The following is a 22265-nucleotide window of genomic DNA, read 5'->3' as shown; positions in this document are numbered from 1 at the left end:
GGCAACGACCGTTGCCGGCTTTGAGCAGAACGCATAACTAAAGAGTGTGCTTGTTCGCTCGAAACCATTAGGGTTTCGGTGGTCATAGCGTGAGGGAAACGCCCGGTTACATTCCGAACCCGGAAGCTAAGCCTCACAGCGCCGATGGTACTGCAGGGGGGACCCTGTGGGAGAGTAGGACACCGCCGAACAATCTTTGGAAAGGACCCCTGGTCCCAGCGTTCAGCTGGGACCAGGGGTCCTTTTGTTTTTACAATGCTTGTGTACCGAAGACAGGAGTCACCGATGTCCACCAACTCTCCCGACGAGCGACCGGAGCGCGACCAGCGGCGACGGGACGGTGGGGATCGCGGCGATCGCGGCGGCTACCGCGGAGACCGTGACCGCGGTGAGCGCGGGGGCTTCCGCCGCGACGACCGTGGTGAGCGCGGTGGTCAAGGCCGGCGTGACGACAACCGCGGTGGTGGGTACGGCCGTCGGGACGACCGCGGTGACCGCGGTGACCGTGGAGGGTTCCGTCGCGACGACCGGCGTGACGACAACCGGGGTGGTGGGTACGGCCGTCGGGACGACCGGCGTGACGACCGCCGTGAGGGTGATCGTGGTCCCCGTCCCGCGTTCCAGCGCGACGACCGCGACCGCGGGCCGCGGCGGGACGACCGGGACCGCGGGTTCCGGCGTGACGACCGGCGGGACGACCGCGGTGACCGCCCGGCCTTCCGACGCGACGACAACCGCGGTGGGTTCGGCGACCGGGACCGTGACCGGGGTGGCTACGGGCGCCGTGACGACCGTCGGGACGACCGGCGCGGCGACGACCGTGGCGAGCGCGGGGGCTTCCGCCGCGACGACCGGCGGGACGACCGCGGTGACCGGCCGGCCTTCCGCCGTGACGACAACCGGGGTGGTGGGTACGGCCGTCGGGACGACCGCCGTGACGAGCGTGGCGGCGAGCGCGGGGGCTACCGCGGTGACCGACCGGCTTTCCGCCGCGACGACCGCCGCGACGACCGCCGCGACGACCGCCGCGACGACCGCCGCGACGACCGTCGCGACGATCGGCGTGATGACCGGCGTGACGACCGCAGGGACGACCGCGGTGACCGGGGCGGGTTCCGTCGGGACGACCGGCGTGACGATCGCCGCGACGACCGCAGGGACGATCGGCGTGACGACCGCCGTGGTGACGACCGGGGTGGCTTCCGGCGCGACGACCGGGGTGACCGGCCGGCCTTCCGGCGCGATGACCGTCGTGATGACCGGCGTGACGACCGCAGGGACGACCGCGGTGGCCGTGGTGGGTTCCGTCGGGACGACCGAGGTGGACGGCCCGGCGGTTTCCGGGGCCGTGACGACCGTCGGGACGACCGGCGCGGTGACGACCGGCGTGGTGGCGGTCGGTTCCGTGACGAGCGGGACCGGGACCGGGAGCCGATCAAGCGGCTGCCGATCCCGGAGGACGTCACCGGCGAGGAGATCGACAAGGACGTACGGCAGGAGCTGCAGAGCCTGCCCAAGACGCTCGCGGACGATGTCGCCCGCAACCTGGTGATGGTCGCGCGGCTGATCGACGAGGACCCCGAGGGCGCGTACGGGTACAGCAAGGTGGCGCTGCGGCTCGCGTCGCGGGTCGCCGCCGTGCGGGAGGCGGCCGGGTTCGCGGCGTACGCGAACCAGAAGTACAGCGAGGCGCTCGCCGAGTTCCGGGCGGCGCGGCGGATGACCGGGTCGGTGGAGCTGTGGCCCGTCATGGCCGACTGCGAGCGTGGGCTCGGGCGGCCGGAGAAGGCGCTGGACATGGCCGGTGCCCCCGAGGTGCACAAGCTCGACAAGGCCGGTCAGGTGGAGATGCGGCTCGTCGCGGCCGGTGCCCGGCGTGACATGGGGCAGCTGGACGCGGCCATCGTGACGCTCCAGAGCCCCGAGCTCGCCTCCAACTCCGTACAGCCGTGGACCGCGCGGCTGCGGTACGCCTACGCCGACGCGCTGCTGGCCGCCGGCCGTGAGGGCGAGGCGCGGGAGTGGTTCGCGAAGGCCGTCGAGGCGGACCGGGACGGCGGCACGGACGCCTCCGATCGGCTCGCCGAGCTGGACGGGGTGGACTTCGTCGACGCCCTCGACGAGGGCGAGGGGGAGTCCGAGGAGACCGGGACCGAGGCGGAGACCCCGGACGGGGACGACGACAAGGACTGAGTTCGGCGTGTGAGTGAGGGGCAGGTTCCGTGCGGAACCTGCCCCTTCTGCGTTTCGGGTCAGCGGTCCGCGCGGGTGTTGAGCCGGGCGGCCTGGCGGGTCAGGTGGTCGCGTTCGGCGAGGTTGGGGGCCTTGCGGGCCGCCTCGGTGTACAGGCGGGCCGCCGTCGTGAGGTCCCCGTCGCGTTCGTGGAGGTAGGCCGCCACGGCGGTGTGGCGAGGCAGTGAGTCGTCCAGTGCCGCCAGTGCCGCCAGGCCCGCGCGGGGTCCGTCGGCCTCGCCGACGGCGACCGCGCGGTTGAGGCGGGCGACCGGGCTGTCGGTCAGCCGGGTGAGTTCGTCGTACCACTCGACGATCTGGACCCAGTCGGTCTCCTCGGCGGTGGGCGCGTCGGCGTGGAGGGCCGCGACGGCGGCCTGGGCCTGGAACTCGCCCAGCCGGTCGCAGGCGAGAGCCGCCTGGAGGATCCGGACGCCCTCGGCGATCGACGCGGTGTCCCAGCGGCCGCGGTCCTGCTCGGCGAGCGGCACCAGGCTGCCGTCGGGTGCGGTCCGGGTGGCGCGTCGGGCGTGGTGGAGCAGCATGAGGGCGAGCAGCCCGGACACCTCGGGGTGGTCGATCGCGGCCGCGAGCTGCCGGGTGAGGCGGATGGCCTCGGCGGCGAGGTCGACATCGCCGGAGTAGCCCTCGTTGAAGACCAGGTAGAGGACGCGCAGCACGGTGGCGACATCGCCGGGCCGGTCGAGGCGGACGCCGGAGACGGTGCGCTTGGCGCGGCTGATGCGCTGGGCCATGGTCGCCTCGGGCACCAGGTAGGCCTGGGCGATCTGGCGGGTGGTGAGGCCGCCGACCGCGCGCAGGGTGAGGGCGACCGCGGACGACGGGGTGAGCGACGGGTGGGCGCAGAGGAAGTAGAGCCGGAGCGTGTCGTCCGCCGAGGGCGTGGGGCCGGGCCCGGGCTCCTCGTCGACGAGGTCCTCACGGCGGCGGCGGGCCGCGTCCGCGCGGACGGCGTCGAGGAAGCGGCGCCAGGCCACGGTGACGAGCCAGCCCCTGGGGTCTCGGGGCGGGTCGGCGGGCCAGACGCGGACCGCCTCGACCAGCGCGTCCTGGACGGCGTCCTCGGCCGCCGCGAAGTCGGCTCCGCGGCGGACGAGGATCGCGAGGACCTGCGGTGTGAGGCTCCGCAGGAGGGCTTCGTCCATCAGTGAGGGCACTCCGTGACGGTGGGCGGCGCGGCCAGGAAGGGGCGTACCTCGAGCCACTCGTGGATCGGCTTGCCGCCCGCGCCGGGGGCGGCGGACAGCTCCCCGGCCAGTTCGACGGCGCGCTCGTGGCTGTCCACGTCGATGATCATCCAGCCGGCGATGAGGTCCTTGGTCTCGGCGAACGGGCCGTCGGTGACCGGCGGGCGGCCCTCCCCGTCGTAGCGGACCCACTGGCCCTCGGGGGCGAGCGCCTGGCCGTCGACGAACTCACCGGTCTTCTCGAGTCCGGCCGCGAAGTCGTTCATGTACTGGATGTGCGCCGAGATCTCCTGCGGCGTCCACTGGTCCATCGGCACGTTGTTCACCGGTTCCGGGGCTCCGCGGTAGTGCTTCAGCAGCAGGTACTTGGCCATGGTGTGTCTCCTCGGTGCTGGTGCGACCCATTGTGGTCGCCTCGGTCGCCTTCACCACGGGGACGGAGCCGGGCACGGGTTCTCGACATCGCCCGCGACGTTTCCCGAAGATTTTTTTCGCCTTGTTCTCCGGGCCCTCAGACGTCCAGTGCGCGCAGGACGAGACCGGAGGCCGGTTTGGGGCCGAACGACGTCGATTTGCGGGGCATGGTGATGCCCTGGCGGGCGAGGTCGCGGACGACCTCCTCGCGTACGGGGTGCAGGAGGACCGCCGTGGTGCCGCCGCGTTCCGCCTTGCGGACGGTGGCGGCGGTGTCGTGGATGTAGGCGATGCGGGTCGGGTCGTCCTCGGGGATGTGCCAGACGTGGGCGAGGAGCGCGGCGTGCAGGACGGTCGCGTCCAGGGTGCGCCAGGCCTGTGGGCGGTCCCGGGGGATCGTACGGGCGAGGAGGGCCGGGTCCGGGCGGTCCAGGAGGTGGAAGGTGCCGTCGCCGGCCAGCAGGAAGGCGTTTCCGGCGCAGGCCGCGTCCGCCAGTGCGTCGAGGGCTTCGGGCAGGGAGACCCGCAGGTGCCGGACCCGGAACAGGTCCTGTACGGCGGTGAGGGCCTCGGCGACCGGCAGGCCGTGCAGGAGGCGGTGGATGGCGCGGACGCGCAGGGGGTAGCGGGCGGTGTCGACCAGGAGGACCAGGCCGTGGTCCCAGGGGCTGGGGGAGGGGTGGGCGGCGCGGAGCCGGCGGTAGGTGGCCCAGCGGTGGTGGCCGTCGGCGATCAGGGCCTGGTGGTGGGCGAGGTCGGCCCGGACGAGGGCCTGGTCGGCGAGGTCGGTGATCGCCCACAGGCGGTGGTGGTAGCCGTCCTCGGTGGTGGTGGCGAGGAGCGGGGGGCGCTCGGCGGTGCGGTCCACGATCTCGGCCGCCGTGCCGTTGCCGCGGTAGGTGAGGAGGAGCGGTTCGAGGTTGGCGTACGTGGCGCGCATCAGGGCCGCGCGCTCCGCCACGACCGGCTCTATGACGTCCTCGTGGGGGAGGACGATCCCCTCCGCCGGGTCGGAGACGCGCAGGGTGCCGATGAGTCCGCGCTGGAGCATGCCGTCGGCGTGCCGCTGCTCGTAGACGTACAGCGCGGGCTCGGGGTCGGCGGTCAGGACGCCCTCGGCGAGCCAGCGGCGCAGGGCGTCGGCTGCCTGTTCGTTGCGGGCGCTGGGCGTGGTGGCCTGGGGGAGGATCAGGCGGACGATGTTGTAGGGGTCCGCGTCCTGGAGCTGGTGCAGGCCGTCGGGGCGGACGACGACGTCGTACGGCGGGGAGGTGACGGCGGCGAGGCTGCCGACCCGGTCGGGGTCGTAGCGCAGGCCTCGGAACGGGGTGAGTTCCAGGCCTCGGGGCGCCGTTGCTTCCGGGTGACCTGCAGTGTTCATCCCGGCATCGTACGTGTGTCGGTGGCGTGCGGGATGATCGAGGGAAAGCGGATCGAACGAGGAGCGATGTGGAATGAGCCGGAGCGTCAGGACGAGGCCCGAGGGCAGTGGGCAGGCCCTGAGCGAGGCGTACGACACGGCGCTGCTCGATCTGGACGGGGTGGTGTACGCGGGCGGGGCCGCGATCGTGCACGCCGTCGAGTCGCTGGCCGCCGCTCGTGCGGGCGGGATGCGGCTCGCGTACGTCACCAACAACGCGCTGCGGACGCCGGACACGGTGGCCGGGCATCTGACCGAGCTGGGGATCCCGACGGGTGCCGAGGAGGTCATCACCTCGGCCCAGGCGGTGGCGCGGCTGATCAGTGAGCAGGTGCCGGCGGGGGCGCGGGTGCTGGTGATCGGCGGGGAGGGGCTGAGGGTCGCGCTGCGGGAGCGGGGACTCGTCCCGGTGGAGTCCGCGGACGACGATCCGGTGGCCGTGGTGCAGGGGTACGGCGGGCCGGATCTGCCGTGGGGGCGGTTCGCGGAGGCGTCGTACGCCGTCGCGCGCGGGGTGCCGTGGTTCGCGTCGAACACCGATCTGACGATTCCGAGCGGGCGGGGCATCGCGCCGGGGAACGGGGCGGCGGTGGAGGTGGTGCGGATAGCGACCGGTGCCGAGCCGCAGGTCGCGGGCAAGCCGCTGCCTCCGATGCACCGGGAGACGATCCTGCGGACGGGCGCCGAGCGGCCGTTGGTGGTCGGGGACCGGCTGGACACCGACATCGAGGGGGCGTTCAACGGCGAGGTGGACTCGCTGCTCGTCCTGACCGGGGTCACCGACGGGGCGCGGCTGCTGGCGGCGCCGCCGCAGCACCGGCCGACGTTCGTGGACGCCGATCTGCGCGGGCTGCTCACCGGACAGCCGGAGGTCACCCCGGCCGGGGACGGTTTCCGGTGCGGTGGGTGGACGGCGACCGCGGGGGAGGAGCGGGTGGAGCTGGACGGGGACGGCGAGGCGCTGGACGGGCTGCGGGCGCTGTGCGCGGCCGCCTGGACGGCTGCGGGGGAGGGGAGTTGCGCGCTGGACGGGGGGAAGGCGCTGGCGCGGCTGGGGCTGTGAGCCGGCACACGGGCACCCACCCGTGAGCCGGCACGCGGGCATCCACCTGTGCGCCGGCACTCGGGCCCCGACCTGTTGGGCAGGGTAGGCTAACCTAACTGCGTGTTGGTCGACAGTGTTCCCGAACAGCGCGCGGAGAGAGCCCCCGCGCCCCCGACCCGCCGGGCGGTCCGTTCCGCCGGGCTGCTGGTCGCCGTGGCGATTCTCGCCGTGGTGGCGGTGGCGAGCATCGCCGTCGGGGCGAAAGAGCTGTCCGTCGCCCAGGTGTGGCACGGACTGTTCGCGGACTCGGGGACGTACGCGGACGTCGTCGTCGACGAGCGGCTGGCGCGGACCGTGCTCGGGCTGCTGGTCGGTGCCGCGCTGGGGCTGTCCGGAGCGGTGCTCCAGGCCCTGACGCGCAATCCGCTGGCCGACCCCGGGCTGCTCGGGATCAACGCGGGTGCCTCGGCCGCCGTCGTCACCGCCATCACCTTCCTCGGGGTGACGAGCCTGACCGGGTATGTGTGGTTCGCCTTCCTCGGGGCGGCCGCGGTCGGGGCGCTGGTCTGGTTCCTCGGCGGGAGCCGGGGGGCCACGCCCGTGCGGCTCGCGCTCGCCGGCACCGCGATCAGTGCCGCGCTGTACGGCTATCTCCAGGCCGTGATGATCATGGATGAGGCGGCGCTGGCCAGGATGCGGTTCTGGACGGTCGGTTCGCTGTCCTCGGCGACCGACGGGACGATCCGTCAGGTGCTGCCCTTCCTGGTCGCCGGCACGGTCCTCGCGCTGGCCCTCGCCCGGCCGCTGAACGCGGTGGAGATGGGCGACGACACCGCCAAGGCGCTCGGCGCGAACCTCAACCGCACCCGGGCGCTGGCCATGCTCGCCGCGACCGTGCTGTGCGGGGCCGCGACCGCCGCCTGCGGGCCGATCGTGTTCGTGGGGCTGATGGTCCCGCACATCGTCCGCTCCTTCACCGGCCCCGACCTGCGCTGGATCATGCCGTACGCGGCGGTCCTCTCGCCGGTGCTGCTGCTCGGCTCCGATGTGATCGGCCGGGTCGTGGCCCGCCCCTCGGAGGTCCAGGTCGGCATCATCACCGCGATCATCGGCGGGCCGGTCTTCATCTTTCTCGTACGACGGCGGAGGACGGCCCAGCTGTGAGGACCGCGGAGACGACCGAGAAGACACCGCAGGCGCCCACGGGGACCGGGCGCCGCCGGGCGCTGCGCACCCCGGGCGGGCTGTCGGTGCGGCTGGACACGCGGGCCCTGGTGGTCGTCGTGCTGCTGCTGGCCGCCGCGTTCGCCGCGAGCGTGGTGCTGATCGGCACCGGAGACTTCCCCATCTCGTTCGGGGACGTCGTCAAGACGCTGTTCGGCGAGGGGAATCCGGGCCAGGAGCTCGTCGTGAACGAGCTGCGGCTGCCCCGGGTGCTGGTCGGACTGCTGGTCGGGGCCTCGCTGGGGCTGGGCGGGGCGCTGTTCCAGGCCGTGTCGCGCAATCCGCTGGGCAGCCCCGATGTGCTCGGCCTCGGGCAGGGGGCGACGGCCGGTGCGCTCGTGATGATCGTGCTGTTCTCCGGGACCACCACCCAGGTCACCGTCGGCGCGCTGGTCGGCGGGCTGGTGACCGGGGCCGCGATCTATCTGCTGGCGTGGAAGCGGGGCGTGCACGGCTACCGGCTGGTGCTCGTCGGCATCGGTGTGTCGGCGGTGGCGAGCGCGGTCAACGGCTATCTGATCACCAAGGCCGACTTCGTGGACGCGGCGCGGGCCGTCGTCTGGATGACCGGGACACTGGACGGGCGGGACTGGAAGCAGGTCTGGCCGCTGCTCGCCCTGGTCGGCGTGCTCGTCCCGCTCGTCCTCACCCACGCGCGCGGGCTGCGGATGACGGAGATGGGCGACGACGTCTCGCACGCGCTCGGGGTGCGGGTCGAGCGGGTCCGGCTGGTGCTGATGGTGTCGGCCGTGCTGCTCACCGCCGCCGCCACCGCCGCCGCGGGCCCGGTCGGCTTCGTGGCCCTCACCGCGCCGCAGCTCGCCCGGCGTCTCACCCGCTCGCCCGGCCCCAACCTCGTGGCCTCGCTGTGCATGGGCGCCGCGCTGCTGGTCACCGCCGACTGGGCCTCGCAGCGGCTGTTCGGCGACGGACAGCTGCCCGTGGGCGTGGTCACCGGAGTCCTCGGCGGGGTCTATCTGCTGTGGCTCCTCGTCACCGAGCGCAAGGCGGGCCGGATATGAACCAGAACCACCCAGGGAGCACCGTGAACCGCCTGTCCGCCGAGAACGTCACCCTCGCCTACGACCAGCGGGTGATCGCCGAGCAGCTGTCGGTGGAGATTCCCGACCACTCCTTCACGGTGATCGTCGGCCCCAACGCGTGCGGCAAGTCCACGCTGCTGCGGGCGCTGTCCCGGATGCTGAAGCCGTCCCGGGGGCGGGTGCTGCTCGACGGGCAGGTCATCCAGTCCCTGCCGGCGAAGAAGGTGGCGCGCACGCTGGGCCTGCTGCCGCAGTCGTCGATCGCGCCGGACGGGATCACCGTCGCCGACCTCGTCGGCCGCGGCCGCTACCCGCACCAGGGCATCCTGCGGCAGTGGTCGGCCGAGGACGAGCGGGTCGTCCAGGAGTCCATGGCGCGGACCGGTGTGGCCGAACTCGCCGACCGGTACGTCGACGAGCTGTCCGGCGGTCAGCGCCAGCGCGTGTGGATCGCGATGGCCCTCGCCCAGCAGACCCCGCTGCTGCTGCTCGACGAGCCGACCACCTACCTCGACATCCAGCACCAGATCGACGTCCTCGACCTGTGCGCCGAACTCCACGAGGAGCAGGGCCGCACGCTCGTCGCCGTGCTGCACGACCTCAACCACGCGGCCCGGTACGCCACCCATCTGATCGCGCTGAAGGGCGGCGAGGTCATCGCGCAGGGCGCGCCGAACGACATCGTCACGGCCGCTCTGGTCGAGGAGGTCTTCGGGCTGCGCTGCCAGGTGATCGACGACCCGCAGACCGGTACGCCGCTGGTGGTGCCGGCGGCGCGCACGGCGCGGGGGCGGGTGAAGCGGGCGGTGGCTACAGAAGCTTCCTGAGGACGAACAGGTCGCGTACGCCCGCGTGCAGCTTCACCCGGCCCGAGCCCCAGGCCTTGGCGAAGTTCAGCCCGCCGTCGACCAGGGCCACCAGGTCGTCCCCGGTCATGCTCAGTCTGATCTGCGCCTTCTCCCGCGGAGGGCCCTGCAGGGTGTCCTGGACCACGATCCGGCCGCCGGTCATACGGCCCACGAACGTGACGTCCAGGTCGGTGATCCAGCAGCTGACCGAACGGTCCAGTTCCGCGGCGGTGCGGACGTCCCCTTCGGCACGCTGCATGGAGTCCGAGAGCTTCTCGAGTGCGGCGCGGCACTCCTCGATCGTGGCCATCGCGACCGACGGTACCCCAGCGGTTCGGGGTAGCGTCTGGGCATGAGCGACACAGTGCCGGAGATCGCGCCGGAGGCGCCGGAGCACGACCCCGCCGCGCCCGCCCCGCTGGCCGTCCCCCGTACTCCCACCGGCAACGCCGAGGTCGACGCCCAGCTGGACCGGCTGGCCGACGCCGACCACCTCGCCACCGACGGACACCTCGAGGTGTACGAGGATGTACACCGGGGGCTGCGCGACGCGCTCACCGCGCTCGACGCCCGCCCGGGACCTCCGGCGCCCTCACCCTCGTACGAGCAGAGGGCGCCTTCACCCTCGTATGGCACTAGGAGCTGAACCGAACGTGGCAGGAGTCGCACGTCGCCGTCTGGACGCGGAGCTGGTCCGCCGCAAGCTCGCGCGCTCGCGGGAGCACGCCGGGCAGCTGATCGCCGCGGGGCGGGTCACCGTCGGCAAGACCGTCGCGACCAAGTCCGCCACCCAGGTGGAGACGGCCGCCGCGATCGTCGTCGCCGTGGCCGACGGCGACCCCGACTACGTCTCCCGGGGCGGGCACAAGCTCGCCGGGGCGCTGGAGGTCTTCGTGCCGCAGGGGCTCGTCGTCGAGGGGCGGCGGGCGCTGGACGCCGGGGCGTCCACCGGCGGGTTCACCGATGTGCTGCTGCGGGCCGGCGCCGCGCACGTCGTCGCCGTCGACGTCGGATACGGACAACTCGCCTGGTCTCTGCGCAGCGATGAACGCGTCACCGTCAAGGACCGTACGAACGTACGCGAGTTGACGCTTGAAGCGATCGATGGGAAGCCAGTGGATCTTGTCGTGGGGGACTTGTCCTTCATCCCGCTCGGGCTGGTGCTGCCGGCCCTGGAGCGGTGCACCGAGCCGGACGCGGATCTGGTGATGATGGTCAAGCCGCAGTTCGAGGTGGGGAAGGAACGGCTCGGCAGCGGGGGCGTCGTGCGCAGTCCGCAGCTGCGGGCCGAGGCGGTGCGCGGCGTCGCCGGCAAGGCGTGGGACCTCGGGCTCGGGGTGAAGGGTGTCACCGCCAGTCCACTGCCCGGGCCGTCGGGCAATGTCGAGTACTTTCTGTGGCTCCGGGCCGGGGCGCCTGCCCTGGACCCGGCCGACGTTGACCGTGCAGTTGCGGAGGGGCCGCGTTGACCGAGAACCGAACCCGTACTGTTTTCCTCCTCGCCCACACGGGCCGGCCCGCCGCCATCCGCAGCGCGGAACTGGTGGTGAAGGGGCTGCTGCGCGAGGGCATCGGGGTGCGCGTCCTGGAGTACGAGGCCTCCGACCTGCATGTGCCGGACGAGGTGGAACTGGTCGCCGAGGCCACTCCGGACTGCCTGGAGGGGTGTGAGCTGCTCATCGTCCTCGGCGGTGACGGGACGCTGCTGCGGGGCGCCGAGTTCGCGCGGGCGTCCGGGGTGCCGATGCTCGGCGTCAACCTCGGCAGCGTCGGGTTCCTCGCCGAGGCCGAGCGGGACGATCTCGACAAGGTCGTCGACCGGGTGGTCAGCAAGGCGTACGAGGTCGAGGAGCGGATGACCGTCGATGTCGTCGTGCACCGCAACGGGGACATCGTGCACACGGACTGGGCGCTGAACGAGGCGGCGGTGCAGAAGGCGGGCGCCGAGAAGCTGCTGGAAGTGGTGCTGGAGATCGACGGGCGCCCGGTGACGGGGTTCGGGTGCGACGGGATCGTGCTGTCCACGCCCACCGGGTCCACGGCGTACGCCTTCTCGGCGGGCGGGCCTGTGGTGTGGCCCGAGGTCGAGGCGCTGCTGATGGTGCCGATCAGCGCGCACGCGCTGTTCGCCAAGCCGTTGGTGACCTCGCCGAATTCCGTGCTCGCGGTGGAGCTGCTGCCGCATATTCCGCCGGGGGTGCTGTGGTGCGACGGGCGGCGGACCTTCGAGCTGCCTCCGGGGGCCCGGGTGGAGGTGCGGCGGGGGGCCGTGCCGGTGCGGCTTGCGCGATTGCATCACGCTTCTTTCACCGATCGGCTGGTGGCGAAGTTCGCTCTGCCCGTCTCCGGGTGGCGGGGGGCTCGGCATTAGCGGTCGGCAGGGGGTGGCGGGGCGCCCCTGACAAGCATGTCCACTCGCCCGGGTGACCAGGGTGCCTCGCACTCCTCGGGTCGGACCTCGTAAGGTCTTCTCCGTGTTGGAGGAGATGCGGATACGGTCGCTCGGAGTCATCGACGACGCGGTCGTCGAGCTGTCGCCCGGGTTCACCGCCGTCACCGGTGAGACGGGTGCGGGCAAGACCATGGTGGTCACCAGCCTCGGGCTGCTGCTGGGCGGGCGCGCCGATGCCGCGCTCGTGCGGATCGGCGCCGAGCGGGCGGTCGTCGAGGGGCGCATCGCCGTGCCCTTGGGCGCCCCGGTGGCCCTACGGGCCGAGGAGGCCGGGGCCGAGCTCGACGACGGCGCGCTGCTCATCAGCCGTACCGTTTCCGCCGAGGGGCGGTCGCGGGCGCACGTCGGCGGGCGCAGTGTGCCGGTGGGCGTGCTGGCCGAGCTGGCCGACGAGCTGGTGGCCGTGCACGGGCAGACCGACCAGCAGGGGCTGCTGAAGCTGTCCCGGCAGCGGCAGGCGCTCGACCGGTACGCCGGGGACGCCGTCGCCGTGCCGCTCGCCAAGTACACCGAGGCCTACCGGCGGCTGCGGGCCGTCGCCGTCGAGCTGGACGGGATCGTCACCCGTGCGCGTGAGCGGGCCCAGGAGGCCGACATGCTGCGCTACGGCCTCGACGAGGTGTCCGGCGTCGAACCGCGCGCCGGGGAGGACACGGAGCTCGCCGAGGAGGCCGAGCGGCTCGGGCACGCCGAGGCGCTGTCCTCGGCCGCCACGGCCGCGCACGCCGCGCTCGCGGGCAATCCGGAGGATCCCGAGGGCATCGACGCCGCGACCCTGGTGGCGGGCGCCCAGCGGGCCCTGGAGGCCGTGCGGTCCTACGACCCGAGGCTCGCCGCGCTCGCCGACCGGATCGGGGAGATCGGCATCCTGCTCGGTGACGTGGCCGGGGAGCTCGCGGGATACGCCGACGACCTCGACGCCGATCCGCTGCGCCTCGCGGCCGTCGAGGAGCGGCGGGCCGCGCTCACCGCGCTGACCCGCAAGTACGGGCCGGACGTGAACGCGGTGCTGGCGTGGGCCGAGCAGAGCGCCTCCCGGCTGACCGAGCTGGACGGCGACGACGAGCGGATCGACGAGCTGACCGCCGAGCGGGACGCGCTGCGGACCGAACTGGGCGGCCTGGCGCAGGCGCTCACGGATGCGCGGACCGAGGCCGCGGAGAGGTTCGCGGCGGCGGTGACGGCAGAGCTGGCCTCCCTCGCGATGCCGCACGCGCGTGTGTCGTTCGCGCTCCGGCAGACCGAGGATCCGGAGGGCGTCGAGGTCGGCGGGCGGGCGGTCGCCTACGGGCCGTCCGGTGCCGACGAGGTCGAGCTGCTGCTCGCCCCGCACCCGGGGGCCCCGCCCCGGCCCATCGCCAAGGGCGCCTCGGGCGGTGAGCTGTCGCGCGTGATGCTCGCCGTGGAGGTCGTGTTCGCGGGGACCGACCCCGTGCCGACGTACCTCTTCGACGAGGTCGACGCGGGCGTCGGCGGCAAGGCGGCGGTCGAGATCGGGCGGCGGCTCGCCAAGCTCGCGAAGTCCGCCCAGGTGGTCGTGGTGACGCACCTTCCGCAGGTCGCCGCCTTCGCCGACCGGCAGCTGCTGGTGGAGAAGACCAACGACGGGTCGGTCACCCGGTCCGGTGTGAAGGTCCTGGAGGGCGAGGAGCGGATCCGGGAGCTGTCCCGGATGCTGGCCGGGCAGGAGGACTCGGAGACGGCCCGGGCGCACGCGGAGGAACTGCTGGCGGCGGCCCGCGCGGACGCGTAGGGGACGTGACCCAGGGGACGTAATCGAACGGATCCCTGGGTTTCTTCGCTCGTGTGGGTGACTTGTGCGGCCGTGTCGCCGGTGGTCCGGCGGCCGGGCGGCACGGAACACCCGTGCGTGCTGGCATCCTTGGGCTCGGTACGCGGAGGAAGCCGTTCCTTCGTGACCGTCCGACGCCGAACCAGGAGCCCCGGCCACGTGAGCAGCCACTCACCGCACGGCCAGTCGCCGCTGCGCACCGTGCAGGTGCTGGGCGGCGGCAACGCCGGCAGCAGCGCACATGTGCGCTCCCTGGCCGCGGGGCTCGTCGCGCGGGGCGTGCGGGTGACGGTGTGCGCCCCGTCCGAGGCCGAGCGCCTCCACGACTTCACCGGCGCCGGCGCCGAACACGTGCACGTGCCGCGCAGCAGCGACCCGGGGTCGGTGGCGGCGCTGCGGGCGGCCTGCACGGACGCCGACGTGGTCCACGCGCACGGGCTGCACGCCTCCTTCCGGGCCGTCCTCGCGCTCGGCGGGCGCTCCACCCCGCTCGTCGTCACCTGGCACAGCCGGGCACGGGCCGAGGGCGCCCGCGCGCATCTGCTGCGGCTGCTGGAGCGGCGGGTGGCGAGAGCGGCCGCCGTGGTCCTGGGCACCACCTCCGACCTCGTCGACCGGGCCCGCCGCACCGGCGCCAAGGACGCCCGGCTCGCCGGTGTGGCGTTGCCCGGGCCCGGCGCGGCCGCGGAGCCCGAGGACGAGGAACAGCCGCATTCCAAGGTGCGGGCCGAACTCGGCGCGATCGGCCGCCCGTTGCTGATGGCCGTCGGTTCGCTGGACCGGCACCGGGGCTACGACCTGCTGCTGGACGCCACGCACGCGTGGTGCCGGCTGGACCCCGTACCGCTGGTCGTCATCGCCGGGGAGGGGCCGCTGCGGCCGGCGCTCCAGCACCGGATCGAGGCCGAGGAGCTGCCGGTCCGGCTGCTCGGGCGGCGGGACGACGTCGGCGCGCTGCTCGCCGCCGCCGACCTCGCGCTGCTGCCGGGCGGCGAGGAGGCCCGCTCGGTGCTGGCGCAGGAGGCCCTCCACGCGCGGGTGCCGCTCGTCGCCGCCCAGACCGGCGGGATCCGCGAACTCGTCGGCGAGGCGGCCGTACTCGTCCCGCCCGGTGACGCACCGGCCTTCGCCGAGGCCGTCGTCCGTCTGCTCGACGATCGGCAACGGTACGAGCGGCTGCGGGACCTGGGGACCCGTCAGGCGGCGACCTGGCCCACCGAGGACGAGACCGTCGCGCAGGTCCTGAGCGTCTACGACGAGCTGACGCAGCCGCTGCCGATGATCTGACCCCGCGGTGCGCTCAGGGCAGATGGCGGCGGGCGCGCAGGGCCAGGCTGAGGGCCAGGACCGTCTGCGGGTCGTCCAGGTCGGTGCCCAGCAGTTCGCCGATGCGGGCGAGGCGGTTGTAGAGCGTCTGGCGGTTGAGGTGCAGTTCGCGGGCCGTCTCCGCCTTGCGGCCCACGTGGGCCAGATAGGTCTCCAGGGTGGGCAGCAGCGGCGGTTTGGACCGCAGGTCGTGGTCGCGGACCGGACCGATCGCGCGGTCCACGAAGGCCGCCAGGTCCGGGTGGTCGCGCAGCCGCCACAGCAGCAGGTCGATGTCGAGGCGGCGGGCGTCGTACCAGGGGCGGTCCGACAGGCCCTGGGCGGCGGTCGCCGTCTCCGCCGCGTGCCGCAGGCCCGCCGAGGCCGCCGCCCAGCCGCCCGCGACCCCGACCACCACGATCGGCGGCGGGGCGCCCGGCCGCCGCATCCCGGCCCGTTCCACCCCCGCCCGCAGCGCCGCCGCGACCCGGTCCGCGACCGCGGACCGCTCCGATTCCGACCGCAGGCCCACCAGCAGCGGCACCCGGCCCTCCACCGGCCGCACGCCCAGCAGCACCGGCACGCCCACCGACGCCAGCTCCTCGGCGACCGCCCGGGCCAGCACCGCCCAGCCCCCGCCGGGGGAGAGCGCGTCGCCCAGCCGCATCACGACCGGCAGCAGCGGGCCGGCACCGGGCTTGAAGCCCAGCACCCGGGCCTGCGCCGGCGCGTCCTCCGCCGTGATCCGGCCCTCGGCGAGATCGGTCAGGAAGTCGCCCCGGCCACGCGCCGCCAGCTCCTCCTCCTGGCGGGCCTGCATCAGCACCACGGCCAGGATCCCCGCCGCCCGCTCCGCTGCCATCCGGTGCACCGGAGCGAGCGGGCCGCGCACGGGCAGCAGCACGAGCCGGGCGCGGACCGAACCCGCCCCCGGCCCGCCCCCGGGCACATCCACCAGCACCGACCCGGCGGGCGGCGGCACGTCCTTGCGCGGGCCGCGCAGCCCTTCCCACACCTGGAGCGGATCCGCCCCCTGCGGTCCCTCCCCGGCGGCGTACAGCAGCTGTCCGTCGGTCGTCTCCAGGAACACCGGGTTGCCGCCGAAGCCGGCCAGGATGCCCAGCACCTGCGGGATCCCGCCGCCGCCCAGCAGCGCCTCGGTGCAGCGGCGGTGCACCTCCTCGGCGCGCTGGAGCAGGGCGTAGTGGCCGTTGACGATCTCGGTGTGGATCTCCTCCGTGACCGTCACGAACGGCACCTCGCGGTGCAGCTGCACCAGGGGCAGGCCGTTCGCCCGCGCCGTCTCCACCAGGGTCGCGGGCAGCCGGGTGAAGCGCGGGCCCAGCTCGATCACCAGGGCCGCGATGCCCCGCTCGGCCAGGGTGCGCACGAACGCCCGCTGCTCGGCCGGCCGGGTGCCGAGGCCGTATCCCGTGGTCAGCAGCAGCTCGCCGCCCTTGAGCAGCGAGGCGATGTGCGGGACCTCGCCGGCGTGCACCCAGCGCACGGTCCGCCCCAGCCGGTCCGCGCCCGCGAGGATCTCGGGCAGCCCGCTGCGCAGGCCGGGCAGTTCCAGCGCCCGCCGCACGGTGATGCCGGCGTCCTGGCTGTCGGGTCGGTGGTGGTCGGTACGGCTGTCCATGCAGCGGACGCTACCTGCGCGGACGCCCCGGCAGACAGCCGAGCGGCCGGTCAGGCGGGCTTGATGTTGTGGTTGAAGCGGAAGACGTTGTCGGGGTCGTAGTGCCGTTTGACGTCCGCGAGCCGCCGCGCGTTCTCCGCGCCGAGGCCGGCCACGACCCGGTCGGTGCCCTCGTCGCCGATGAAGTTCAGATAGACGTCCCCGGTGCTCCACGGCCGGGCGTCGGTCCGTACGTCCCGCACCCACGCCACACAGCGCTCGTCGTCGGCCGGGTCCTCCCAGAGACCGAAGGGGTGCACGCCCCACGGGGCGTCGCGGTACGGCACCGGGTAGTCGTGCGGGCCCGCGGCGATCGCGCCGCCCTGCGGGAACAGCGCGTGCATGGTGCCCGTCGGCACCGGGACGGCCTCGCCGCGGGCGCAGTAGACCTCCACGAACTCGTCCGGTACGCCGGTCAGGTACTCCGCCGACCAGTAGTTCCGCATCCCCGGCGGGTCGTCCAGCATGCACTGCACCTCGGCGTACGGCATCGCGCCGACGACCGCCGCCTCGTGGGGCAGCGCCAGCATCGGCTCGGCCAGCTTGCGCAGATCGGCCTCGGAACCGGCGTATGTCAGCAGTGAGCCGACCAGCAGGGTGCCGACCAGGTGCGGCGGGACGAACTCCGCCGGCGGGCCGGTGAGGTAGACGACCATGCCGCTCGCCTCGTCGGGGCCGGCCGTGATCAGCTCGCGGTAGGTGCGGGTGACCTCGCGGCCGAACTCGGGCTGGTACAGCAGCAGCGCGATCGAGAAGTCGGGCAGGTCGTGCAGGCTCAGGGTGAGCGCGGTGGCGACGCCGAAGTTCCCGCCGCCGCCGTGCAGGGCCCAGAACAGCTCCGGGTTGTCGTCGGCGTCGGCGTGCGCCCGGGTGCCCTCGGCGGTGACCAGGTCCACGCCGAGCAGGTTGTCCACCGCCAGGCCGAAGGCGCGGTCCAGCCAGCCGGAGCCGCCGCCGAGGACGAACCCGCCGACGCCCGTGGTGGAGGCCCGGCCACCGGTCGTGGCGAGGGCGAAGGGGGCGCAGGCGCGGTCCAGGTCGCTCATGGTGGCGCCGCCCGCGATACGCACCGTCCGGGCCCCGGGATCGACGGTGACCGCCCGCATGTGCCGCAGATCGGCCACCACCGCGCCGTCGCCCAGCGCGCTGCCCGCCACGCTGTGCCCGCCGCCGCGCACCGCGACGGGCAGGTCCAGATCACGGGCGAAGCGGACCGTCCGTACGACGTCCGCCTCGTCCACACACTGCGCGATCACCGCCGGCCGCCGGTCGACCATCGCGTTGAAGACCGTGCGGGCCTCGTCGTAGCCCGGGTCGTCCGGGGCGAACACATCGCCCGACAGTTCCTCGCGCAGCGCGGCGAGCGCCGCGCCCGCCTTCGACGGGGAGGCCATGAGGCGCCCCCTTCCGTGCAGGGGCAGTATGACCTTCCCAGCGTAAGCGCTCCGCTGGGAAGGCCGCGATGCGCCGTCGTCCGTCTGCGGCGCGGTTGTGGCTGGTCGCGCAGTTCCCCGCGCCCCGCAGGGCGCGGGGGCTTCAGCCCCCGTAGGCCCCCGACGCCGTCAGGCGCAGGGCCGTGTCGATCAGGGGGACATGGCTGAAGGCCTGGGGGAAGTTGCCGACCTGGCGCTTGAGGCGGGGGTCCCATTCCTCGGCGAGGAGGCCGAGGTCGTTGCGCAGGGAGAGCAGCTTCTCGAAGAGCTTGCGGGCCTCGTCGACGCGCCCGATCATCGCGAGGTCGTCGGCCATCCAGAAGGAGCAGGCGAGGAAGGCGCCCTCGTCGCCGGGGAGGCCGTCGACGCCCTCGTTGTCCCCCGAGGTGGGGTAGCGCAGGATGAAGCCGTCCGGGGTGGACAGCTCCCGCTGGATCGCCTCGATGGTGCCGATGACCCGCTTGTCGTCGGGCGGCAGGAAGCCCATCTGGGGGATCAGGAGCAGCGAGGCGTCCAGCTCCTTGGAGCCGTACGACTGGGTGAACGTGTTGCGTTCCTTGTCGTAGCCCTTCTCGCACACGTCCCGGTGGATGTCGTCGCGCAGCTCGCGCCACCGCTCCAGCGGGCCGTCGGCGTCGCCGGACTCGATGAGCTTGATGGTGCGGTCCACGGCGACCCACGCCATGACCTTGGAGTGCACGAAGTGGCGGCGCGGGCCGCGCACCTCCCAGATGCCCTCGTCGGGTGCGTCCCAGTGCTTCTCCAGGTAGCGGATCAGCTTGAGCTGCAGCAGGGAGGCGTAGTCGTTGCGGGCGAGGCCGGTCATGTGGCCGAGGTGCAGGGCCTCGGTGACCTCGCCGTAGACGTCCAGCTGGAGCTGGTGCGCCGCGCCGTTGCCGACCCGGACGGGGGCGGAGTTCTCGTAGCCCGGCAGCCAGTCCAGCTCGGCCTCGCCCAGCTCGCGCTCGCCCGCGATGCCGTACATGATCTGGAGGTTCTCGGGGTCGCCGGCGACCGCGCGCAGCAGCCACTCGCGCCAGGCGCGGGCCTCCTCGCGATAGCCGGTGCGCAGCAGCGAGGAGAGGGTGATCGCCGCGTCGCGCAGCCAGGTGTAGCGGTAGTCCCAGTTGCGGACGCCGCCGATGTCCTCGGGCAGGGAGGTGGTCGGGGCCGCGACGATGCCGCCGGTGGGGGCGTAGGTGAGCGCCTTGAGGGTGATCAGCGAGCGGATCACCGCCTCGCGGTACGGGCCGTGGTAGGTGCAGTGCTCCACCCACTCGCGCCAGAACTCCTCCGTCGCCTCCAGCGACTGCTCCGGCTCGGGCAGCGCCGGCGGCTGCTTGTGCGAGGGCTCCCAGGAGATCGTGAACGCGATGCGGTCACCGGGGGCGACCGTGAAGTCCGCGTACGTCGTCAGCGACTTTCCGTAGGTCTCGGCGGTGGTGTCGAACCACACCGAGTCCGGGCCCGCGACGGCGACCGTGCGCCCCTCGTGCTTGTGCACCCACGGGACCACACGGCCGTAGGAGAAGCGCATGCGCAGGGTGGAGCGCATCGGGACGCGGCCCGTGACGCCCTCGACGATGCGGATGAGCTGGGGAGCGCCGTCGCGCGGGGGCATGAAGTCGGTGACCCGGACCGTGCCGCGCGGGGTGTCCCACTCGGACTCCAGGATCAGCGAGTCGCCGCGGTAGGTGCGCCGGGCGGCCGCGGGCGGCTGGGTGTCGGAGGCGTGGGCCGGGCCCAGGCGCCAGAATCCGTGTTCCTCTGTGCCGAGCAGACCTGCGAAGATCGCGTGTGAGTCGAAGCGGGGCAGGCACAGCCAGTCCACTGTCCCGTCACGGCAGACCAGGGCAGCGGTCTGCATGTCTCCGATGAGTGCGTAGTCTTCGATGCGCCCGGCCACGTGCAACTCCAGTCGAACGGCCACGTCACCCCCACGCGAACGGGGGGCTGTCGCTAGTGCGGTCAAGGGGTCGTTGTAATGCGTCGTTGAGCGATGAAGCAAAGCAGTCGCTCCGCCGTATGGGCAAAACGCCAATTGTTGCTCAACGAACTGACGAGCTCTCGTTGTTCCGGTGGTTACGGGCTGGGGTGTGCCGTCTTGCCGGCCGGGCTCGGCAGCGAGTGTCCGAGCAGGATACGACGCACGTAGATGATCTGTGTGTCGCTCCGGGCAACGTGCGTACGCCGAACGGGTGAGCCACCGGTGAGAAGCCCGTAAGAAGTAGTCTGCCCGGCTCGCGCGAATGGCGCGTCCGGTGTCGGCGCGTACGCGGAGCGTGGCCGGAAGCCATCCCGTCGAGGCGCTGATACCCTGGTAGCCCGTGGACCGGTGGGCTCGAAACCCCCGAACCGCAGCGACCCCAGACCGCGACCACGGGAGCCCCTCTTGGCCATGCCGCCGAAATCTACGACGACCAAGCACATCTTCGTCACCGGGGGTGTCGCCTCCTCTCTCGGCAAGGGTCTGACCGCCTCCAGCCTGGGCATGCTGCTCAAGGCGCGCGGCCTGCGCGTCGTGATGCAGAAGCTCGACCCGTACCTGAACGTCGACCCGGGCACGATGAACCCCTTCCAGCACGGTGAGGTGTTCGTCACCAACGACGGCGCCGAGACCGACCTGGACATCGGCCACTACGAGCGCTTCCTCGACCGCGACCTGGACGGCTCGGCGAACGTCACCACCGGCCAGGTGTACTCCACGGTGATCGCCAAGGAGCGCCGTGGCGAGTACCTGGGCGACACCGTGCAGGTCATCCCGCACATCACCAACGAGATCAAGCACCGCATCCGCCGCATGGCGACGGACGAGGTGGACGTCGTGATCACGGAGGTCGGCGGCACGGTCGGCGACATCGAGTCGCTGCCCTTCCTGGAGACCGTCCGCCAGGTCCGGCACGAGGTCGGCCGGGACAACGTGTTCGTGGTGCACATCTCGCTCCTGCCCTACATCGGCCCGTCCGGCGAGCTGAAGACCAAGCCCACCCAGCACTCCGTGGCCGCCCTGCGCAACATCGGTATCCAGCCAGACGCGATCGTGCTGCGCTGCGACCGCGAGGTCCCGACCGCGATCAAGCGCAAGATCTCGCTGATGTGCGACGTCGACGAGGCCGCGGTCGTGGCCTGCCCGGACGCGCGGTCCATCTACGACATCCCGAAGACCGTGCACGGCGAGGGCCTGGACGCCTATGTGGTCCGCAAGCTGGACCTGCCGTTCCGCGACGTGGACTGGACGACCTGGGACGACCTGCTCGACCGCGTCCACAACCCCGACCACGAGATCACCCTCGCCCTGGTCGGCAAGTACATCGACCTGCCCGACGCCTATCTCTCGGTCACCGAGGCGCTGCGCGCCGGCGGCTTCGCCAACAAGGCCCGCGTGAAGATCAAGTGGGTCACCTCCGACGACTGCAAGACCCCGGCCGGCGCCAGGGCCCAGCTCGCCGACGTGGACGGCATCTGCATCCCGGGCGGCTTCGGCGACCGCGGTGTGCTCGGCAAGGTCGGCGCGATCCGCTACGCCCGTGAGAACCGGATCCCGCTGCTGGGCCTCTGCCTGGGCCTCCAGTGCATCGTGATCGAGGCGGCCCGCAACCTCGCCGACATCGGCGACGCGAACTCCACCGAGTTCGACGCGGCCACCGCGCACCCGGTCATCTCCACCATGGCCGAGCAGCTCGACATCGTGGCGGGCGAGGGCGACATGGGAGGAACGATGCGCCTGGGCATGTACCCGGCCAAGCTGGCGGAGGGCTCCATCGTCCGTGAGGTCTACGACGGCAAGGAGTACGTCGAGGAGCGGCACCGCCACCGGTACGAGGTGAACAACGCCTACCGCGCCGAGCTGGAGAAGAAGGCGGGCATCCTGTTCTCCGGCACCTCGCCGGACGGCAAGCTCGTCGAGTACGTCGAGTACCCGCGCGACGTCCACCCCTACCTGGTCGCCACCCAGGCCCACCCCGAGCTGCGCTCGCGGCCCACGCGCCCGCATCCGCTGTTCGCGGGCCTGGTGAAGGCCTCGGTCGAGCGGCAGTGGGCCGAGGGCGAGCGGGAGAATTCCAAGTAACACACCAGCTTGTACGGTGGCCGGGGTGCTTCCCTTCAAAGGTGAGCACCCCGGTTTTCGTTCGGCGGGTCTTTTTCGAAGCGTGTGGAAGGACTACAG

Annotated in this window: 19 protein-coding genes and 1 rRNA gene; 13 read left to right on the top strand and 7 right to left on the bottom strand. The window is 72.9% G+C overall.

All coding sequences use genetic code 11. The features are described from left to right. Positions 1 to 74 precede the first annotated feature (74 nt). The 3 genes from rrf (at position 75) to AQJ64_RS50260 (ending at position 2193) form a co-directional block, all read left to right on the top strand. Positions 75 to 191 (top strand): 5S ribosomal RNA (rrf, locus tag AQJ64_RS35290). Between the two features lie 188 nt (positions 192 to 379). Continuing rightward, on the top strand, positions 380 to 1552 hold the full coding sequence (locus tag AQJ64_RS50265) for a hypothetical protein (RefSeq protein WP_211286525.1): 1173 nt from the start codon (positions 380 to 382) through the stop codon (positions 1550 to 1552). Further along, positions 1444 to 2193, top strand: a complete 750-nt coding sequence (locus AQJ64_RS50260; RefSeq protein WP_211286523.1) for a tetratricopeptide repeat protein — start codon at positions 1444 to 1446, stop codon at positions 2191 to 2193. The genes AQJ64_RS50265 and AQJ64_RS50260 overlap by 109 nt, the downstream gene beginning before the upstream one ends. Positions 2194 to 2252: 59 nt before the next feature. Here AQJ64_RS50260 and AQJ64_RS35275 read toward each other — a convergent pair whose 3' ends face one another. The 3 genes from AQJ64_RS35275 to AQJ64_RS35265 form a co-directional block, all read right to left on the bottom strand. Further along, on the bottom strand, positions 2253 to 3398 hold the full coding sequence (locus AQJ64_RS35275; protein ID WP_059203303.1) for an RNA polymerase sigma factor: 1146 nt from the start codon (positions 3396 to 3398) through the stop codon (positions 2253 to 2255). After that, a complete protein-coding gene (locus AQJ64_RS35270) occupies positions 3398 to 3814 on the bottom strand; it encodes a YciI family protein (RefSeq protein ID WP_059203302.1) in 417 nt (138 codons plus the stop codon). Before AQJ64_RS35270 ends, AQJ64_RS35275 begins: the two co-directional genes overlap by 1 nt. A 137-nt stretch (positions 3815 to 3951) precedes the next feature. After that, positions 3952 to 5235, bottom strand: coding sequence for a DUF1015 family protein (locus tag AQJ64_RS35265; protein WP_059203301.1), 1284 nt, complete (start codon positions 5233 to 5235; stop codon positions 3952 to 3954). A 73-nt stretch (positions 5236 to 5308) separates the two neighbouring features. Between AQJ64_RS35265 and AQJ64_RS35260 the strand changes: the two genes are divergently transcribed. The 4 genes from AQJ64_RS35260 to AQJ64_RS35245 all read left to right on the top strand — a co-directional run bounded on the left by AQJ64_RS35260 (position 5309) and on the right by AQJ64_RS35245 (position 9413). Continuing rightward, on the top strand, positions 5309 to 6337 hold the full coding sequence (locus AQJ64_RS35260; RefSeq protein ID WP_059203300.1) for an HAD hydrolase-like protein: 1029 nt from the start codon (positions 5309 to 5311) through the stop codon (positions 6335 to 6337). Positions 6338 to 6439: 102 nt separating this feature from the next. Next, complete coding sequence (locus AQJ64_RS35255; protein WP_055635537.1) at positions 6440 to 7483, top strand: FecCD family ABC transporter permease; 1044 nt, start codon at positions 6440 to 6442, stop codon at positions 7481 to 7483. After that, positions 7480 to 8565 carry a FecCD family ABC transporter permease gene (locus AQJ64_RS35250; protein WP_055635538.1) on the top strand — a complete coding sequence of 362 codons (1086 nt, stop codon included), beginning with the start codon at positions 7480 to 7482 and terminating at the stop codon, positions 8563 to 8565. The genes AQJ64_RS35255 and AQJ64_RS35250 overlap by 4 nt, the downstream gene beginning before the upstream one ends. Then, positions 8562 to 9413 (top strand): ABC transporter ATP-binding protein, encoded by an 852-nt coding sequence (locus AQJ64_RS35245; RefSeq protein ID WP_055635539.1) that lies wholly within the window; start codon positions 8562 to 8564, stop codon positions 9411 to 9413. Before AQJ64_RS35250 ends, AQJ64_RS35245 begins: the two co-directional genes overlap by 4 nt. On the opposite strand, the gene AQJ64_RS35240 is transcribed toward AQJ64_RS35245, so the two are convergent. Next, on the bottom strand, positions 9397 to 9744 hold the full coding sequence (locus AQJ64_RS35240) for a sterol-binding protein (RefSeq protein ID WP_055635540.1): 348 nt from the start codon (positions 9742 to 9744) through the stop codon (positions 9397 to 9399). The two genes, AQJ64_RS35245 and AQJ64_RS35240, sit on opposite strands and share 17 nt — an antisense overlap. A 42-nt stretch (positions 9745 to 9786) precedes the next feature. On the opposite strand from AQJ64_RS35240, the gene AQJ64_RS35235 reads away from it, so the two are divergent. The 5 genes from AQJ64_RS35235 to AQJ64_RS35215 all read left to right on the top strand — a co-directional run bounded on the left by AQJ64_RS35235 (position 9787) and on the right by AQJ64_RS35215 (position 14965). After that, on the top strand, positions 9787 to 10080 hold the full coding sequence (locus AQJ64_RS35235; RefSeq protein ID WP_055635541.1) for a hypothetical protein: 294 nt from the start codon (positions 9787 to 9789) through the stop codon (positions 10078 to 10080). Positions 10081 to 10087: 7 nt separating this feature from the next. Continuing rightward, positions 10088 to 10903, top strand: a complete 816-nt coding sequence (locus AQJ64_RS35230; RefSeq protein WP_055635542.1) for a TlyA family RNA methyltransferase — start codon at positions 10088 to 10090, stop codon at positions 10901 to 10903. Continuing rightward, entirely contained in the window at positions 10900 to 11805 is a 906-nt protein-coding gene (locus AQJ64_RS35225; RefSeq protein WP_059203299.1) for an NAD kinase, read from the top strand. Before AQJ64_RS35230 ends, AQJ64_RS35225 begins: the two co-directional genes overlap by 4 nt. Before the next feature lie 103 nt (positions 11806 to 11908). Beyond that, positions 11909 to 13639: a DNA repair protein RecN gene (gene recN, locus AQJ64_RS35220; protein ID WP_211286522.1), complete on the top strand. Its 1731-nt coding sequence runs from the start codon at positions 11909 to 11911 to the stop codon at positions 13637 to 13639. Positions 13640 to 13837: 198 nt separating this feature from the next. Next, a complete protein-coding gene (locus AQJ64_RS35215; protein WP_055636517.1) occupies positions 13838 to 14965 on the top strand; it encodes a glycosyltransferase family 4 protein in 1128 nt (375 codons plus the stop codon). A 13-nt stretch (positions 14966 to 14978) separates the two neighbouring features. Here AQJ64_RS35215 and AQJ64_RS35210 read toward each other — a convergent pair whose 3' ends face one another. From AQJ64_RS35210 to AQJ64_RS35200, 3 genes are all read right to left on the bottom strand, one after another. Next, positions 14979 to 16625, bottom strand: a complete 1647-nt coding sequence (locus AQJ64_RS35210; protein ID WP_055636518.1) for a PucR family transcriptional regulator — start codon at positions 16623 to 16625, stop codon at positions 14979 to 14981. A 50-nt stretch (positions 16626 to 16675) separates the two neighbouring features. After that, the gene (locus AQJ64_RS35205) at positions 16676 to 18058 is read right to left on the bottom strand and encodes an FAD-binding oxidoreductase (RefSeq protein ID WP_055636519.1); all 1383 of its coding nucleotides are present in this window, start codon (positions 18056 to 18058) and stop codon (positions 16676 to 16678) included. 142 nt (positions 18059 to 18200) lie between these two features. Beyond that, a complete protein-coding gene (locus tag AQJ64_RS35200; RefSeq protein ID WP_055636520.1) occupies positions 18201 to 20003 on the bottom strand; it encodes a glycoside hydrolase family 15 protein in 1803 nt (600 codons plus the stop codon). A gap of 492 nt (positions 20004 to 20495) precedes the next feature. Between AQJ64_RS35200 and AQJ64_RS35195 the strand changes: the two genes are divergently transcribed. Further along, positions 20496 to 22166 (top strand): CTP synthase, encoded by a 1671-nt coding sequence (locus tag AQJ64_RS35195; protein ID WP_055636521.1) that lies wholly within the window; start codon positions 20496 to 20498, stop codon positions 22164 to 22166. The last annotated feature ends 99 nt before the right edge of the window (positions 22167 to 22265 follow it).

This window comes from Streptomyces griseoruber (assembly GCF_001514205.1).
Classification (GTDB): domain Bacteria; phylum Actinomycetota; class Actinomycetes; order Streptomycetales; family Streptomycetaceae; genus Streptomyces; species Streptomyces griseoruber.
The sequence above is the reverse complement of the archived record's forward strand: the minus strand, read 5'-3'. Positions and strand labels throughout refer to the sequence as shown.

Coding starts and splice junctions, on each gene's coding strand:
- AQJ64_RS35275 (WP_059203303.1), bottom strand. CDS start 3,398: ATGGACGAAGCCCTCCTGCGGAGCCTCACACCGCAGGTCCTCGCGATC.
- AQJ64_RS35270 (WP_059203302.1), bottom strand. CDS start 3,814: ATGGCCAAGTACCTGCTGCTGAAGCACTACCGCGGAGCCCCGGAACCG.
- AQJ64_RS35265 (WP_059203301.1), bottom strand. CDS start 5,235: ATGAACACTGCAGGTCACCCGGAAGCAACGGCGCCCCGAGGCCTGGAA.
- AQJ64_RS35260 (WP_059203300.1), top strand. CDS start 5,309: ATGAGCCGGAGCGTCAGGACGAGGCCCGAGGGCAGTGGGCAGGCCCTG.
- AQJ64_RS35245 (WP_055635539.1), top strand. CDS start 8,562: ATGAACCAGAACCACCCAGGGAGCACCGTGAACCGCCTGTCCGCCGAG.
- AQJ64_RS35240 (WP_055635540.1), bottom strand. CDS start 9,744: ATGGCCACGATCGAGGAGTGCCGCGCCGCACTCGAGAAGCTCTCGGAC.
- AQJ64_RS35235 (WP_055635541.1), top strand. CDS start 9,787: ATGAGCGACACAGTGCCGGAGATCGCGCCGGAGGCGCCGGAGCACGAC.
- AQJ64_RS35210 (WP_055636518.1), bottom strand. CDS start 16,625: ATGGACAGCCGTACCGACCACCACCGACCCGACAGCCAGGACGCCGGC.
- AQJ64_RS35205 (WP_055636519.1), bottom strand. CDS start 18,058: ATGGCCTCCCCGTCGAAGGCGGGCGCGGCGCTCGCCGCGCTGCGCGAG.
- AQJ64_RS35195 (WP_055636521.1), top strand. CDS start 20,496: ATGCCGCCGAAATCTACGACGACCAAGCACATCTTCGTCACCGGGGGT.